This is a genomic window from Streptomyces sp. CBMA152 (assembly GCF_014596475.1).
Lineage (GTDB): Bacteria > Actinomycetota > Actinomycetes > Streptomycetales > Streptomycetaceae > Streptomyces.
Genome location: NZ_MECJ01000033.1, coordinates 300,514 through 316,843 on the forward strand (window position 1 = coordinate 300,514; position 16,330 = coordinate 316,843).

The 16,330-nt window shown below is 70.5% G+C and carries 12 protein-coding genes; 8 read left to right on the forward strand and 4 right to left on the reverse strand.

Features of this window, described 5'->3' with window-relative positions:
* Window positions 1–2: 2 nt before the first annotated feature.
* From nirD to BG418_RS34440, 5 genes are all read left to right on the forward strand, one after another.
* Window positions 3–362: a nitrite reductase small subunit NirD gene (gene nirD / locus BG418_RS34420; protein WP_399001670.1), complete on the forward strand. Its 360-nt coding sequence runs from the start codon at window positions 3–5 to the stop codon at window positions 360–362.
* 15 nt (window positions 363–377) lie between these two features.
* Window positions 378–962: a TetR/AcrR family transcriptional regulator gene (locus tag BG418_RS34425; RefSeq protein WP_188277984.1), complete on the forward strand. Its 585-nt coding sequence runs from the start codon at window positions 378–380 to the stop codon at window positions 960–962.
* Between the two features lie 76 nt (window positions 963–1,038).
* The gene (locus BG418_RS34430; RefSeq protein WP_188277985.1) at window positions 1,039–1,809 is read left to right on the forward strand and encodes an SDR family NAD(P)-dependent oxidoreductase; all 771 of its coding nucleotides are present in this window, start codon (window positions 1,039–1,041) and stop codon (window positions 1,807–1,809) included.
* Between the two features lie 57 nt (window positions 1,810–1,866).
* Entirely contained in the window at window positions 1,867–2,787 is a 921-nt protein-coding gene (locus BG418_RS34435) for an oxidoreductase (RefSeq protein ID WP_188277986.1), read from the forward strand.
* Between the two features lie 389 nt (window positions 2,788–3,176).
* Complete coding sequence (locus BG418_RS34440) at window positions 3,177–5,075, forward strand: APC family permease (protein ID WP_188277987.1); 1,899 nt, start codon at window positions 3,177–3,179, stop codon at window positions 5,073–5,075.
* 62 nt (window positions 5,076–5,137) lie between these two features.
* Here BG418_RS34440 and BG418_RS34445 read toward each other — a convergent pair whose 3' ends face one another.
* The 3 genes from BG418_RS34445 to dusB form a co-directional block, all read right to left on the reverse strand.
* Window positions 5,138–6,142 carry a helix-turn-helix transcriptional regulator gene (locus tag BG418_RS34445; RefSeq protein ID WP_188277988.1) on the reverse strand — a complete coding sequence of 335 codons (1,005 nt, stop codon included), beginning with the start codon at window positions 6,140–6,142 and terminating at the stop codon, window positions 5,138–5,140.
* Between the two features lie 523 nt (window positions 6,143–6,665).
* Window positions 6,666–9,389, reverse strand: coding sequence for a pyruvate, phosphate dikinase (ppdK, locus tag BG418_RS34450; RefSeq protein WP_188277989.1), 2,724 nt, complete (start codon window positions 9,387–9,389; stop codon window positions 6,666–6,668).
* A gap of 461 nt (window positions 9,390–9,850) precedes the next feature.
* Entirely contained in the window at window positions 9,851–10,978 is a 1,128-nt protein-coding gene (gene dusB, locus BG418_RS34455; RefSeq protein ID WP_223185822.1) for a tRNA dihydrouridine synthase DusB, read from the reverse strand.
* 82 nt (window positions 10,979–11,060) lie between these two features.
* On the opposite strand from dusB, the gene BG418_RS34460 reads away from it, so the two are divergent.
* Window positions 11,061–12,506: an MFS transporter gene (locus BG418_RS34460; protein ID WP_188277991.1), complete on the forward strand. Its 1,446-nt coding sequence runs from the start codon at window positions 11,061–11,063 to the stop codon at window positions 12,504–12,506.
* 172 nt (window positions 12,507–12,678) lie between these two features.
* Here BG418_RS34460 and BG418_RS34465 read toward each other — a convergent pair whose 3' ends face one another.
* Window positions 12,679–13,542, reverse strand: a complete 864-nt coding sequence (locus BG418_RS34465; RefSeq protein ID WP_188277992.1) for a helix-turn-helix transcriptional regulator — start codon at window positions 13,540–13,542, stop codon at window positions 12,679–12,681.
* 186 nt (window positions 13,543–13,728) lie between these two features.
* Between BG418_RS34465 and BG418_RS34470 the strand changes: the two genes are divergently transcribed.
* Together BG418_RS34470 and BG418_RS34475 are read left to right on the forward strand one after the other, a co-directional pair.
* Window positions 13,729–15,123 carry an MFS transporter gene (locus BG418_RS34470; RefSeq protein ID WP_317453875.1) on the forward strand — a complete coding sequence of 465 codons (1,395 nt, stop codon included), beginning with the start codon at window positions 13,729–13,731 and terminating at the stop codon, window positions 15,121–15,123.
* A 161-nt stretch (window positions 15,124–15,284) separates the two neighbouring features.
* Window positions 15,285–16,301: an aldo/keto reductase gene (locus BG418_RS34475; RefSeq protein ID WP_188277993.1), complete on the forward strand. Its 1,017-nt coding sequence runs from the start codon at window positions 15,285–15,287 to the stop codon at window positions 16,299–16,301.
* The last annotated feature ends 29 nt before the right edge of the window (window positions 16,302–16,330 follow it).

Sequence of the window (16,330 nt, forward strand, 5' to 3'; positions counted from 1 at the left end):
AAATGACCGAGAGCGAAACACTCGTTGAGGACCACAGCGTCCGAGTTCTGCTGGACGACGGCTGGTTCGAGGTGTGCGAGCGTACGCGTCTGATCCCCGGCCGGGGTGTCGCCGTACTGCTGCCGGACGGGCAGCAGGCCGCGGTCTTCACCGACCGGGCGGGCCGCACGTACGCGGTCGACAACCGCGACCCGTTCACCGGCGCGTACGTCCTCTCGCGCGGCCTGCTCGGCCTGACTCCGGAAGGCCGCCCGTACGTGGCGTCCCCCCTCCTGAAGCAGCGCTTCGACCTGGAGACGGGTGCGTGCCTGGACGATGACGAGGTGGCGATCCGGGCTTACTTGACCGATCGTTCTCGATAGTCGTACGGTCACTGTGTGGCCAGGACCAAGGAATTCGATCCGGACGCCGCGCTCCAGTCGGCTCTAGAGTTGTTCTGGCGGCGCGGCTACGAGGCGACGTCGATGGCGGACCTCGTCGACCACCTCGGTATCGGCCGCGCCAGCATCTACGCGACCTTCGGCAACAAGCACGAGCTGTATCTGAAGGCGCTCGACCGCTACGGCGAGACCATGGGCGAGATCCTGGTCCACGAGCTGTCCGGTCCTGGCCCCGCACTGGACGCCGTACGGGGTGTGGTGCGCCGGTTCGCGGCCGAGTCCACGGCCGCCCGTACCCGTCTGAACGGCTGTTTCGCCACGAACACCGCGACCGAGATCGCACCGCACGACACGGCCGCGGCCCGCCGGGTGGTGCAGGACTGGGAGCGCGTCGAGACCCTGCTGCACTCGGCACTCGTCCGCGCCCAGGCGCAGGGCGAACTGCCCGGGGACCGCGATCCGCGCGCACTGGCCCGCATGTTCCTCGTACTCATGCAGGGCATGCGGGTCGTCGGCAAGGCGAGCGACGACCCGGCCAGGGTGCGGGACGCGGCGGAGGCCGCGCTGACACTGTTGAACTGACCCACACGGCGACCGAGTGTCGTCGCCCATTTCTTCCTCTCCTTACCCTCATAACAGAACGATTGGTCAAGAAAAAATGTCTACTGGCCTTCGCTTCACCGACAAGACCGTCCTCGTCACCGGCGCGGGCTCCGGCATCGGCCGGGCCGTGGCGCTGGCGTTCGCCGCCGAGGGGGCCCGGGTGGCCGTCGCCGGACGGACGGCGGCCTCGCTCGACGAGACCGTGGCCCAGATAGAGCAGGCGGGCGGGACGGCGGCCGCGTTCACGGCGGACGTGTCCGTCGAGGACGAGATGCGCGGCCTGGTGGCCGCCACCGTCGCCCGGTTCGGCTCCCTCGACGTGGCGGTCAACAACGCCGGGGTGCTGCGTGGCCGCGGGCCCGTGGGCGAGCTGGCCGCCGCCGACTGGCAGGCCATGCTGGACATCAACCTCACCGGCGTCTTCCTCGCCCTCCAGGCCGAGATCGCCCAGATGCGCACCCAGGAGAACGGCGGCGCCATCGTCAACATCGCCTCCAACTTCGGCGCCCACAAGCGCGTCCCGGGCGCGGCGGGCTACCTCACCACCAAGGCCGCCGTCTCCGCGCTGACCAGGGCCGCCGCCCTCGACCACATCCAGGACGGCGTCCGTATCAACGCGGTCAGCCCCGGCGCCTCCGCCACCACCATGTCGCTGCGCGCCGGAGAGACGGAGGCCGAGCGCGCGGTGCGCATGAAGGGGGACTCGCCGCTGGGCCGGGTCGCGGCGACCGCCGAGATCGCGGCGGCCGTTCTCTATCTGGCCTCGGACGACGCGGCGGCGGCGGTGGGCACGGACCTGGTGATCGACGGCGGCGCGTCCGCCTGACCCACCGGGTCCGAGGGCCCCCTGCGCTCCAGACCTACCGGACGGTACGGTGGCCGCATGACTCAGGGCTGGAGCGCGAGGGACATCCCGGACCAGAGCGGCCGCACGGCCGTCGTCACCGGGGCCAACAGTGGCATCGGACTCGTCACGGCACGCGAGCTGGCCCGCAAGGGCGCGCATGTGGTCCTCGCGTGCCGTAGCGAGGAGCGCGGCAAGGAGGCCGTGGCGCTGATCCACCGTCAGGTGTACGGCGCCGACGTCGAGTTCAGGCCGCTGGACCTGGCGGACCTGTCCTCGGTACGGGCGTTCGCCGAAACGTATCCGCATGAACGTCTGGACCTGCTGATCAACAACGCGGGTGTGATGGCGCTGCCGTACGGCAAGACGGCGGACGGCTTCGAGCGGCAGTTCGGCGTCAACCACCTGGGCCACTTCGCCCTCACAGGCCTGCTCCTGCCGAAGCTGCGCGCGGCGCCGTCCGCTCGGGTGGTCTCGGTCTCCAGCGGCCTGCACGCGCTGTCGAACGTGGACCTGACGGACCTCAACAGCGAGCGCGGCTACCGCCGTTGGATCGCCTACGCCCGCTCGAAGTCGGCGAACCTGCTCTTCATCCACGAACTGTCCCGGCAGCTGCGTTCGGCGGGTTCGGATGTGGTGGCCGCCGCCGCGCACCCCGGCTATGCGGCGACGAACCTCCAGACTGCGGGCGCGCGGATGGAGGGCCGCCGCCTGGCGGAACGCGTCGCTCAGCTGGGCAACAGAATCGTGGCCCAGCCGGCGGAGTCGGGCGCGCTCCCCACCCTGTACGCGGCCACGGCCCCCTCGGTCCGCCCCGACTCCTTCACCGGCCCCCGCATCCAGGGCTGGCGCGGCGCCCCCACGAGGTCTTCGCGAGCGAAGTGGACCCTGAACGACGTGACGGGCGAACGGTTGTGGGTGGCTTCCGAGGGGCTTACGGGGGTGCGGTACGGGTTGTAGGGGCGTGCGATTTCCCCCACCCCGCCCCTTCCCGAAAGCTCTGGGCGAGCGGCCGGGTTCGTCGGCTGCGAGCCGGTGGGAGCTGAGCGCGCAGTTCCCCGCGCCCCTAAATACCTAGGGGCGCGGGGAACTGCGCGAGCAACCCAGCACGATCCGCAGACAAACGGGGCCCGGGGCGCAGCCCCGAGCGGGGTGCAGGGGCCGCAGGCCCCGCCCAGGGGTCCGGGGGCGTAGCCCCCGGGAGACCACCTCCACCCCCACCCACCCCCGGAGGGTTAAGGGAACGGGCGGGGTGGGGGCGTCAAAGGTTCGTATGGATGGCCGCCCCTCCCGCCAAGGCCCCGACAAGAGACGCCGCATCCCGCCGAGGCGACCGCACGCTGAACAGCATGCTGATCAAGTCGTCGATCCGGGCCGCCGACCCCGCGGCCGAGGAACCGCCCGGGGCAGCCGGGACCCCCGGGGCATCCGGCGCCACCACCGCCGCACCCGGCCTCCCCGGCGTCAAGCCCGACCCCCACCGCCTCACCGCCACCCAGGGCCTCGCCGCGCTCTCGCTCGATGCCATGGCCTCCGTCGCGTACGGGCCCGAGGCCATCGTGCTCGTGCTGGCGGCCGCCGGGTCGTACGGGCTCGGGTTCACGCTCCCGGTGACCGTGGCCATCGCCACCCTCCTCGCCGTACTCGTCGCCTCGTACCGGCAGGTCATCGCCGCGTTCCCGAACGGCGGCGGCTCGTACGCGGTGGCCCGCGCCCACCTCGGACCGCGCACCGGCCTGGTCGCTGCGGCCTCGCTGATCCTCGACTACGTACTGAACGTCGCCGTCTCCGTCACCGCCGGCGTCGCCGCGCTGACGTCGGCGTTCCCCGGTCTCTATGACCAACGAGTCGTCATCTGCCTCGGCGTCCTCGTTCTCGTCACCGCCGTGAACCTGCGCGGCATCGTCGAGTCCGCCAAGGCGTTCATCGTGCCGACGGCCGTCTTCATCGGCGCGATCCTGGCGATCGTCGTCGTGGGGCTCTTCCGTGACGCGCCCGTCTCCACCGCGACCGCCGACGGCCACGCGTCCGTGCTCGCCGGGAACGCCACCAGCGTCGGCGCGCTGCTGCTGCTCAAGGCGTTCGCGTCCGGCTGCTCGGCGCTGACCGGCGTGGAGGCCGTCGCCAACGCCGTGCCGTCGTTCCGCGCCCCGGCCGCCAAGCGCGCCCAGCGCACCGAGGTCGCCCTGGGCGCGCTCCTCGGTGTGATGCTCATCGGCCTGTCCGTACTCATCGGCCGTTTCCACCTCCAGCCGGTCGAAGGCGTCACCGTCCTCGCCCAGCTCGCGGACGCCTCCCTCGGCCACAACTGGGCTTTCTACGTCGTGCAGTTCGCCACCGTCGTCCTGCTCGCGCTCGCCGCGAACACCTCCTTCGGTGGTCTCCCCGTCCTCATGTCGCTGCTCGCCCGTGACAACTACCTTCCGCACGTCTTCGGTCTGAAGGCCGACCGCCAGGTCCACCGCCACGGCGTCCTCGCGCTCGCCACCGTCTCGGGCGCGCTGCTGATCTTCTCGGGCGGCGACACCAACACCCTCGTACCGCTCTTCTCGATCGGTGTCTTCGTCGGATTCACGATCTGCCAGACCGGCATGGTGCTGCACTGGCGGCGCGAACGCTCGCCGCGCTGGCGTGCGAAGGCGCTGCTCAACGGCTTCGGCGCGCTGCTCACCGGCGTCTCTGCGGTCGTCGTCACCGCGACGAAGTTCACCGAGGGCGCCTGGATGGTCGTCATCGCCCTGCCGCTGCTGGTGCTCGCCTTCGAGGCGGTGCACCGGGCGTACGGGAGGATCAGCGACCGCCTCGGGCTCGGCCGCGTCCCCGAACCGCCGCACCGCGACCGCTCGCTGGTCATCGTGCCCGTATCGCATCTGTCCCGGCTGACCGGCGAGGCGCTGAACGCGGCCGTGTCCCTGGGCGACGAGGTACGGGCCGTCACCGTCACCCACCCCGACGAGGAGGACCGCCGGGAGACCGAGGCGCTGCGCCGCGACTGGCAGGCGTGGAACCCGGGCGTGGAGCTGGTCGAACTGCACTCGCCGCACCGCACGGTGGGCCGCCCGGTCGCCGCGTACGTCGACCGCGTCCACCGCTACCACCCGAACACCCGGGTCACCGTCCTGATACCGGAGGTCGAGCCCGCCCACATCTGGCAGCGACTGCTCCAGAACCAGCGCGGCGCCGTCCTCGCGCACGCGGTGCGGCGCGACACGGACGCGGTGATCTGCCGGCTGCGGTTCCGGCTCTGAGGACGCCGTCGCCAACTGCCCTGCCGGGAGCGGCCGTTTCCGGCCACCCCCGGACGAGGGCACTACATCGTCGCCGGGGCGGAACGTTCCGCCATCACCGGCTGACCGCCCCGCAGCAGCGCCGTCCCCAGCGGGGTCAGCGTGTGCAGCACCGCACTGCCGTGCCGCAGCGTCACCAGCAGGCCCGCCTCCCGCAGAACGCCGGCGTGCTGGCTGGCGGAGGCGAGCGACACCCCGGCCCGGCGGGCCAGTTCGCTGGTGGTCGCGCCGTGGCCGATCGACTGGAGCACCGCCGACCTGGTGTGCCCCACCAGCCGACCGAGCGACGGGGCGGTGCCCGACGTCGTCCGCTCGTACGGCGTGTGGGTGTGCGTGACCGGGTAGACCAGGACGGGCGGCAGCAGCGGGTCCTGCAGCGCCACCGGCGTACGGCGGCAGAAGAAGGACGGCTGGAGCAGCAGTCCGCGGCCCTCCAGGTAAAGGTCCCGGTCGACCGGGTAGTCCGCCTCCAGGACCGGGGCGCGCCAGCGCATCATCGGCGGGAGCGAGGCGAGCAGTTCGTCCGCCCCGCCGTCGAGGAGCGCACGGCCCCTGGCCCCCCGGTCGGCGTCGACGCGGGCCTGGATGTGCGGCCAGTACGGCGAGATGGCGGCCCGGTGGTAGCCGCGCAGCGCGCCGAGGAGACGGTCCATCGGATCCGCGCCGCCGTCGGCGAGCGCCCGCAGCCAGCCCGGCAGCCCCCGGGGCCCTGCGACCCGGGTGAGCTCGTCCTGCAGTCGGTCCTGCCCGGTCTCGCGCACGACCTCCAGTGCTGACTCCAGGGTGTGCGGCCCTTCGGCGGGCGTGAGAAAGTCGGGAAAATAGCCGCGGCCCGGCACCACTGCGGAGAGCAGACGCGTTTCACCGTTCAACCGGGTACGCGTTTCCGTTCGCCATTCACCGAAGACTAGGGCACCCCGACGGTCTCTTAATCGATGAAAGCTGAGAATCGTTTCCCACAGCGCGTCCGGACCGGGCGCCATGCGCACCCGGGCCAGGTCCACGCCAGTGAAATGAATACGCAGCACCGAATCTCCACCTGTCTCGAATGTTGCAACGTGTTGCATTGTGTTGCATCCGCAATCGTCCCGCCCCTGAGTATGCCTACCGTCACAGGCCGTGACCACCGGCCTTTCAGCCACACTTGAAAGGCATCGCGAGCAGCCCGTGCGTACCGAAAAGCTGTACGTCGTCGGGCACGACACCGGGCCAACCGGAAAGACGTTGTGAGGACCGTGGGGGGCTTTGCTTCGTCTGGCGGCGGTCGGCATGGTGGCGGCTCCGTGCCCGGCGGGGATGACAGAGTGCGGTTCGCGGATGGGGATCCGTGAACCGCACTCTGCTTTTACGGCAACGGGCTCATGAAATGTCCGTGCTTCAACAGGAATTAAGCGGCCGCACACTCGGGGAACATCCGGCCATCGCCACGAATCGCGCGTGAACAGGCGGAAGGGGCGGCACCCCCGCACAGGGTGCCGCCCCTTCCATGTGTTCCGAAGCCGCCGTCGGATCGGTGTTGAGGGTCGGGGACCCGACGGCGGCTCCGGGGCTCTATCGCGAGTCGCTGCCCCGCGACTCGGCGGCCGCGCGGCCCGCCTCAAGGCGCGCCACGGGGATGCGGAACGGGGAGCAGGAGACGTAGTCCAGGCCCACCTCGTGGAAGAAGTGCACCGACTCCGGGTCGCCGCCGTGCTCGCCGCAGACGCCCAGCTTCAGGTCGGGGCGGGTGGCCCGGCCGGCCTCGACGGCGGACCGCACCAGCGAGCCGACACCGTCCTTGTCGATGGTCTCGAACGGCGAGACCCCGAAGATGCCCTTCTCCAGGTACGCGGTGAAGAAGCTCGCCTCCACGTCGTCCCGGGAGAAGCCCCAGACCGTCTGCGTCAGGTCGTTGGTGCCGAAGCTGAAGAACTGGGCGGCCTCGGCGATCTGACCCGCCGTCAGGGCGGCGCGCGGCAGCTCGATCATCGTGCCGATGGTGAGCTTGAGGTCGGTGCCGGTGGCGGCCTCGACCTCGGCGATGACCTGGTCGGCCTCGTCACGGACGATCTCCAGCTCCTGGACCGTGCCGACCAGCGGAATCATGATCTCCGCACGCGGGTCGCCCTTGGCGTTGCGGCGCTCGGCCGCGGCCTCCGCGATCGCCCGTACCTGCATGGCGAACAGACCGGGGATGACCAGGCCGAGGCGGACGCCCCGAAGACCCAGCATCGGGTTCTGCTCGTGCAGCTTGTGGACGGCCTGGAGCAGGCGCAGGTCGTTCTCGTTGGCGTCCTTGCGGGACTCGGCGAGCGCGACGCGGACCGAGAGCTCGGTGATGTCGGGCAGGAACTCGTGCAGCGGCGGGTCCAGGAGCCGCACGGTGACCGGCAGCCCGTCCATCGCCTCGAAGAGCTCGACGAAGTCCTTCTTCTGGAGCGGCAGCAGGGCACTGAGTGCCACCTCGCGCTCCTCGTCGGTGTCGGCCAGGATCAGCCGCTCGACCATCTCGCGCCGCTCGCCGAGGAACATGTGCTCGGTGCGGCACAGGCCGATGCCCTGGGCGCCGAACCGCCGTGCGCGCAGGGCGTCTTCGGCGTTGTCGGCGTTGGCCCGTACGCGCAGGCGGCGTACTCGGTCCGCGTACGCCATGATCCGGTGCACGGCGGCGACCAGCTCGTCGGCGTCGTCGGCGCCCGCGTGCATCCGCCCCTCGAAGTACTCGACGACCGGCGACGGCACGACCGGGACCTCGCCGAGGTAGACCTTGCCGGTGGAGCCGTCGACGGAGACCAGGTCGCCCTCTTCGATGACGGCGCCGGACTGCGTCGTCATACGGCGGCGCTTGGTGTCGACCTCCAGCTCCTCGGCGCCGCAGACACAGGTCTTGCCCATGCCGCGCGCCACGACCGCCGCGTGCGAGGTCTTGCCGCCGCGCGAGGTCAGGATGCCCTCGGAGGCGATCATGCCGTCCAGGTCGTCGGGGTTGGTCTCGCGGCGGATCAGGATGACCTTCTCGCCCGAGCGCGACCACTTGACGGCGGTGTACGAGTCGAAGACCGCCTTGCCGACGGCGGCACCGGGCGAGGCCGCGATGCCCCGGCCGATCAGCTCGGCCTTGGCGCCCTCGTCGAAGCGCGGGAACATCAGCTGGGCGAGCTGGGCGCCGTTGACGCGCTGGAGCGCCTCGGCCTCGTCGATCAGGCCCTGGTCCACCAACTGCGTGGCGATCCGGAAGGCGGCACCGGCGGTGCGCTTGCCGACCCGGGTCTGGAGCATCCAGAGCTGGCCGCGCTCGATGGTGAACTCGATGTCGCAGAGATCCTTGTAGTGGGTCTCCAGCGTCTCCATGATCTGCATGAGCTGGTCGTACGACTTCTTGTCGATGCCCTCCAGCTCGGCCAGCGGCACGGTGTTGCGGATGCCCGCGACCACGTCCTCGCCCTGGGCGTTCTGCAGGTAGTCGCCGTAGACGCCCTGGTGGCCGGAGGCCGGGTCACGGGTGAAGGCGACGCCGGTGCCCGAGTCGGGGCCGAGGTTGCCGAAGACCATCGAGCAGATGTTGACGGCGGTGCCGAGGTCGCCGGGGATGCGCTCCTGGCGGCGGTAGAGCTTGGCGCGGTCGCCGTTCCACGACTCGAAGACCGCCTTGACGGCGAGGTCCATCTGCTCGCGCGCGTCCTGCGGGAAGTCCCGCCCGGCCTCGGCCTTGACGACCTTCTTGAAGTGCTTGACCAGCTTCTTCAGGTCGGCGGCGTCGAGGTCGGTGTCGACGGTGACCTTCTTGGCGGCCTTGGCCTCGTCGAGGGCGTCCTCGAAGAGCTCGCCGTCCACGCCCAGCACGGTCTTGCCGAACATCTGGATGAGGCGGCGGTAGGAGTCCCAGGCGAAGCGCTCGTCGCCGGACTGCTTGGCCAGGCCCGTCACCGAGGCGTCGGAGAGGCCGATGTTGAGGACGGTGTCCATCATGCCGGGCATCGAGAACTTGGCGCCCGAGCGCACCGAGACCAGCAGCGGGTCGTCGGCCTGGCCGAGCTTCTTGCCCATCTTCGCCTCAAGGGCGTCGAGGTGGGCACTCACCTCGTCGCGCAGCGCGGCCGGCTCCTCGCCGCTGTCGAGGTAGACCTTGCACGCCTCGGTGGTGATCGTGAAGCCGGGAGGCACCGGCAGGCCGAGGTTGGTCATCTCGGCGAGGTTCGCGCCCTTCCCGCCGAGCAGGTCCTTGAGGTCCCTGTTCCCCTCGGTGAAGTCGTAGACGAACTTCTGGCTGTGCTGGAGGTCTTTGTCTTCCGACACGGGTCTCGACTCCTCGACGACTCGTTGGCTGCCCTGACGGCGAGGAACATACCCAGATCGAAGGTGTCTGGGTACGTCCACTTGCGCGTCATACGGCTTTAACCACTCGTCCGCCAGCAGATCGAAAGTAACTGGGAGGTAACCCGGGTGATCACCATTGCTTCACTCCCTGAAGGCGAGAGTGCCGAAAGAGCCACTATTCCGCTCACCTGAGCAGCACTTCATGCATCTGAGTTCACTTCTTGAACACAGAAGGGGTGGCACTCAGTGCCACCCCTTCTAGAGATGCAACCGCCTCGAAAGTGCTCATCTGAGCGCAACCCCTATCAGGGGTGGCGAGAATCACGCCGCCGAGCGGGCCGGAATTCCACGATCCGGACCGTGGATCACGCCATCGCGAGACGACGGGCCACGAAGGTTTCGCCGCGCTTTCGTCCCGCTGTTGACCGTTTCGTACGGGTTCAGCCGCCGGAGGTGTCCAGCTCGGCGTCCGCGCTCACGCCCGAGCAGTCGTACGGGTCCTTGAGCCAGCCGTCCGGCAGGACGACCCGGTTGTTGCCCGAGGTGCGCCCGCGCGGGCCGTCGGCGCCGACCGGCCACGACTGGTCCAGATCGAGCTCGCTCAACTGAGCGCTCAGCTCGTCCAGCGACGAGGTGATCGCGAGGCTCTTGCGCATCTCCGAGCCGACCGCGAAGCCCTTGAGGTACCAGGCCACGTGCTTGCGGAAGTCGATGACCCCGCGCGACTCGTCGCCGATCCACTCGCCGAGCAGCGTCGCGTGCCGCACCATCACGTCCGCGACCGTGCGCAGGGTGGGGCGCGCGTAGGAGTCCGTACCCTCGAAGGCGGCCACCAGGTCGCCGAAGAGCCACGGGCGGCCGAGGCAGCCGCGTCCGACGACGACGCCGTCGCAGCCGGTCTCCTTCATCATCCGCAGCGCGTCCTCGGCGGACCAGATGTCGCCGTTGCCGAGCACCGGGATCTCCGGGACGTGCTCCTTCAGGCGCGCGATGGCGTCCCAGTCCGCGGTGCCGCCGTAGTGCTGGGCGGCGGTGCGGCCGTGCAGCGCTATCGCGGTGACGCCCTCCTCGACGGCGATCCGTCCGGCGTCCAGATAGGTGATGTGGTCGTCGTCGATGCCCTTGCGCATCTTCATCGTGATCGGCAGGTCCCCCGCGTTGGAGACGGCCTCGTTGAGGATCGCACGCAGCAGCGGCCGCTTGTACGGGAGCGCCGAGCCGCCGCCCTTGCGGGTCACCTTGGGCACCGGGCAGCCGAAGTTCAGGTCGATGTGGTCGGCCAGGTCCTCGTCGACGATCATGCGGACCGCCTTGCCGACGGTGACCGGGTCGACGCCGTACAGCTGGATCGAGCGAGGCGTCTCCGTCTCGTCGAAGTGGATCAGCTGCATGGTCTTCTCGTTGCGCTCGACCAGCGCCCGCGTCGTGATCATCTCGCTCACGAACAGCCCCTTGCCGCCGCTGAACTCACGGCAGAGGGTACGGAACGGGGCATTGGTGATGCCGGCCATGGGTGCCAGCACCACGGGAGGCTGCACGGCATGCGGGCCGATGTTGAGCGTGGTCATTACGCCATTGTCGCGCATCCCCGCGTTAATTAGTTAGCCGTACTACATGGACCAGGTCGTTAGTTAGGCGTACTATCTAGGGATGCCCGATCTCAGTCCCCGCCGCCGCATACTCGTGCTCGCGATCTGCTGCATGAGTCTGCTCATCGTCGGCCTCGACAACACGATCCTGAACGTGGCGCTGCCCACCATGCAGCGCGAACTGCACACCTCCGTCTCCGGGATGCAGTGGACGATCGACGCGTACACCCTCGTCCTCGCCTCCCTGCTGATGCTCGCGGGCTCGACCGCCGACCGCATCGGACGCCGCCGCGTCTTCATGGCAGGCCTGGTGATCTTCACCCTCGGCTCGCTGCTCTGCTCGCTCGCCCCGAACCTGTCCTCCCTGGTCGCCTTCCGCACCATCCAGGCGGTCGGCGGCTCGATGCTCAACCCGGTGGCGATGTCGATCATCACCAACACCTTCACCGACCCACGTGAACGCGCCCGCGCCATCGGCGTGTGGAGCGGCGTCGTCGGGATCTCCATGGCCGCGGGCCCGATCATCGGCGGCCTGCTGGTCGACTCGGTCGGCTGGCGCTCGATCTTCTGGATCAACCTTCCGGTCGGCCTCGCCGCACTCCTGCTGACCTGGCGTTACGTACCGGAGTCCCGCGCGGAACGGCCGCGCCGCCCCGACCCCGTCGGTCAGCTCCTGGTCATCGCGCTGCTCGGCTCGCTCACGTACGCGATCATCGAGGCGCCCAGCGCGGGCTGGACGTCGGCGCAGATCCTGCTCTGCGCGGCGATCGCCGCCGGTGCGCTCACCGGGCTCCTGCGCTACGAGCCCCGGCGCGTCGACCCCCTCATCGACCTGCGGTTCTTCCGCAGCACACCGTTCAGCGGCGCCACCGTCATCGCGGTCTCCGCCTTCGCCGCGCTCGGCGGCTTCCTCTTCGTCAACACGCTCTATCTGCAGAACGTACGGGGCCTGGACGCCCTGCACGCCGGGCTCTACATGGTGCCGATGGCGGCCGTCACGCTCGTCGTGGCCCCGCTGTCCGGACGCCTTGTCGCCGCCCGGGGGCCACGGCCTTCGCTGCTGATCGCCGGGGTCACCATGGCCGCGAGCGGGCTGCTGTTCGCCGCGTTCGACGGTCAGTCCTCGACGGGGCTGCTCTTCACCGGATACGTCCTGTTCGGCCTCGGCTTCGGCATGGTCAACTCCCCCATCACCAACACCGCGGTCTCCGGGATGCCCCGCGCCCAGGCGGGCGTCGCGGCCGCCGTCGCCTCCACCAGCCGCCAGACCGGGCAGACGCTGGGCGTCGCGATCACCGGCGCGGTACTCGCGGGCGGCCTCGCGGGCACGGCGGCGCCGGGCGCCTACGCCGCCGCCTTCCCGGACGCCGCCCGTCCTGCCTGGTGGATCATCACGGGCTGCGGTCTGGCCGTACTCCTGATGGGAGCCGCGACCAGCGGCCGCCGGGCCCGCGAGTCCGCGCGCCGGACGGCCGAGCGGCTGGAGCTGGCGAGCTCGGCGGCGTGAGCGCTCCGCTGGAGGTACGGGTATTCGACTGCGGGCCGTCGGTGGCTGGTCGCGCAGTTCCCCGCGCCCCTTCGGGGCACGCGTCAACCGCACCGGACTTCCACAAGACCGCTCAGCAGGACGGTCGGCGGCTCTGGCGGCAGCTACGCGCGCGTGGCCACCGGAAAACCCGTTACGCGTGCGCGGGCACCCGGGCCGACAGCTCCTGAAGACGCTCAAGGCGTACGCGGGTGTCGTCGTCCAGCGGTACGTACGTGACCAGGCGCGGGCCGGACGACGGGCCCAGCCACAGGTTGGTGTGCTCCAGGTGCAACAGGCCGACCAGCGCGTTGCGGATGAACTTGTCCCGGCCGCCCTGGCCGACCACCTCGTGCCGCGCCCAGATCTCGCGGAACTCCGGCGACCCGTTCTCCAGGCGCATCAGCAGCGTCTTCCAGGCGGGCTCGGCCAGGTGCTCGGCCATGGAGGCGCGGAACTTGGCGGCCATCATCCGGTTGACCTCCGGCCGATCGGCGACCGCCGCCCGCCAGTCGTCGTTGGTGAAGGCCAGCCACATGCAGTTGCGGTCGCCGGGCGGCAGCGCGTCCAGGTCGCAGAGCAGCTTCGCGTACGTGCGGTTGTACGCCAGGATGTCGTACCGGCTGTTCTGGATGCAGGCGGGCATCGGCTCCAACTGGTCCAGCATCGCGCGCATGGCCGGAGTGACCGTGGGGCAGGGCGCGTTGGGGTTCGGGTCGCCGGTCCCGGCGAGGGCGAACAGATGGGCGCGCTCGCTGGGGTCCATCAGCAACGCGCGCGCGAGCGCGTCCAGGACCTGCGCGGACACCTGGATCTCACGGGCCTGTTCCAGCCATGTGTACCAGGTGACGCCGACGGCGGACAGATGCGCGACCTCCTCGCGGCGCAGCCCGGGCGTGCGCCGACGGCGGCCGTGCGGCAGGCCGACCTGCTCGGGCGTGATGCGCTCGCGGCGGCTGCGCAGGAATTCGGCCAACTCGTGCCTGCGAACGTCGGACTGCGGTGCCACAGTGGTCATACGCACCAGGGTGCCGCACGGCCGACCCCATTGCCAGGTAGTGCGGGTACCAGGATAAACAGACTCTGGTACCAGGCTGAGCAAACCGCGATCGTGTGATGCGTGAGCAACGACGTGAGTTCTGTTTCGACCACATCCGCTACCCGACCGAGGACCGCGACCACCACCCCGGCCACCGTCCCGGTCATCCATCACGAGGGCGCGTCGATCGGCGCGCTCGGGCTCTTCACCGTGCTGCTCGGCGCGGCCCTGCCCCTGATCGACTTCTTCATCGTCAACGTCGCCCTGCCCGCCATGGACAAGGACCTGTCCGCGGGCGCGGCCACCCTGGAGCTGGTGGTCGCGGGCTACGGCGTCGCGTACGCCGTACTGCTCGTCCTCGGCGGCCGGCTCGGCGACACCGCCGGGCGCCGCAAGCTCTTCCTGATCGGCATGGCCGGCTTCGGCCTGACCTCGCTCGCCTGCGGCCTGGCACCGACCGCCTGGACGCTGGTCGCGGCCCGGGTCGCCCAGGGCGCCACGTCCGCGCTGATGCTCCCGCAGGTCCTGGCCACCATCCAGGCCACCACCGCCGGACCGCGCCGGGCGCGCGCGATGAGCCTGTACGGCGCGACCGCGGGCCTGTCCATGGTCGCGGGCCAGATCCTCGGCGGCGTGCTCGTGGCCGCCGACATCGCGGGCTCCGGCTGGCGCTCGGTCTTCCTGGTCAACGTTCCCGTGGTCGTCGTCGGCCTGGTGCTCGCCGTCCGCAGCGTGCCGGAGACCCGCTCGGAGCGGGCCGCCTCGATCGACGTGCCGGGCACGCTCCTGCTGGCCCTTTCGCTGATCAGCCTGCTGCTTCCGCTGACCGAGGGCCGCGCGGCCGGGTGGCCGCTGTGGACCTGGATATCGCTCGCGGTCTTCCCGTTCGCGGCGTTCACGTTCTTCCGGACCGAGCAGCGCATCGACCGCCGCGGCGGCACCCCGCTGGTCCCGCCGAGCCTGCTGCGCCTGCCGTCCCTGAACCGGGGCCTGGCGCTCATCGTCCCGTTCTCGGTCGGCTTCAGCGGCTTCATGTTCGTGATCGCGGTCGTCCTCCAGCAGGGCCTTCAGATGGGCCCGGTCTCGGCCGGTCTCGCCCTGGTCCCGATGGCTGTGGCGTTCTTCGTGGCCTCGCTGGCCGGGCCGCGCCTGATCGGCCGGTACGGCAGCAAGGTGGTCACCGTCGGCGGCCTCATCCAGGGCGTCGGTATCACGGTCCTGGTGGCGACCGTCCACTACGGCTGGCCGGACCTCGGCATCGGCGCGCTGGCCCCGGGGGTCGCGCTGGCCGGACTCGGCCAGGGCCTCCAGCTGCCGGTGCTGTTCCGGATCGTGCTCTCGGACGTCCCGGCGGACCGGGCGGGCGTCGGCAGCGGCGTCATGGTCACCACCCAGCAGTCGGCCCTCGCCCTCGGCGTCGCGACCCTGGGCAGCCTCTTCCTCTCCCTCGCCCCGTCCTCGGGCACCCGGGACGCACTCGTGGTGACGCTTCTCGTCCAGCTGGCGGCGGTCGTCGTGACCGTACTGCTGAGCCTGCGGCTGCCCCGGAAGGTGGGATGACCTGGGAAGACGGGGGGACAACACCCGAAGGTCGGTCGACACCTGAACACGGGGTGACAAATGACAGATGACAGATATTGAAATCTGTCATCTGTCATGTCATGGTGGGTACGGGGGTGCACACCGCACCTCCCACCCCCACCCTGCAAGGAGCGACCACCATGCGCACCCGCACCCTCGGCACCACCGGTCCCCAGGTCTCCGCCCTCGGCCTCGGCTGCATGGGCATGTCCGCGCTGTACGGCGAGGCCGACCGGGCCGAGTCCATCGCCACCATCCACGCCGCCCTCGACGCGGGCGTCACCCTGCTCGACACCGGCGACTTCTACGGCATGGGCCACAACGAGCTCCTGATCGGCGAGGCCCTGCGCAGCGCCCCCGCCGCCGCTCGCGAACAGGCGCTCACCAGCGTGAAGTTCGGCGCCCTGCGCGACCCCGACGGCGGCTGGGCCGGATACGACGGCCGCCCGGCAGCGGTCAAGAGCTTCGCCGCGTACTCGCTCCAGCGCCTCGGCGTCGACCACATCGACGTCTACCGCATCGCCCGGCTCGACGAGAACGTCCCGGTCGAGGAGACCGTCGGCGCCATCGCCGAACTGGTCGAGGCCGGTCACGTACGGCACATCGGGATGTCCGAGGTCGGCGCGGACACCCTGCGCCGGGCCGCCGCCGTCGCCCCGATCAGCGACCTCCAGATCGAGTACTCGCTCATCTCGCGCGGCATCGAGGACGAGATCCTGCCGACCGCCAAGGAGCTGGGCATCGGGATCACGGCGTACGGGGTGCTCTCGCGCGGCCTGATCAGCGGCCACTTCACCCGCGACCGCAAGCTGGCGGCCAACGACTTCCGCGGCATGAGCCCGCGCTTCCAGGGCGAGAACCTCGACCGCAACCTGGACCTCGTCGAGGCGCTGCGCAAGGTCGCCGAGCACCAGGGCGTCTCGGTCGCGCAGATCGCGATCGCCTGGGTGATGACGCAGGGCGAGCGGTTCGGCGCGGACATCGTGCCCCTGGTCGGCGCCCGCCGCCGGGACCGCCTCGCCGAGGCGCTGGGCGCGCTCGACGTCACGCTCGGCAAGGACGACCTGGCCGCGATCGAGGCCGCCGTCCCGGCCGGCGCCGCCGCGGGCGACCGCTACCCGGCGGCCCAGATGGCACATCTGGACAGCGAGCACTGAGTTGTCCACAGGGCCGAACCGGTGTCGTC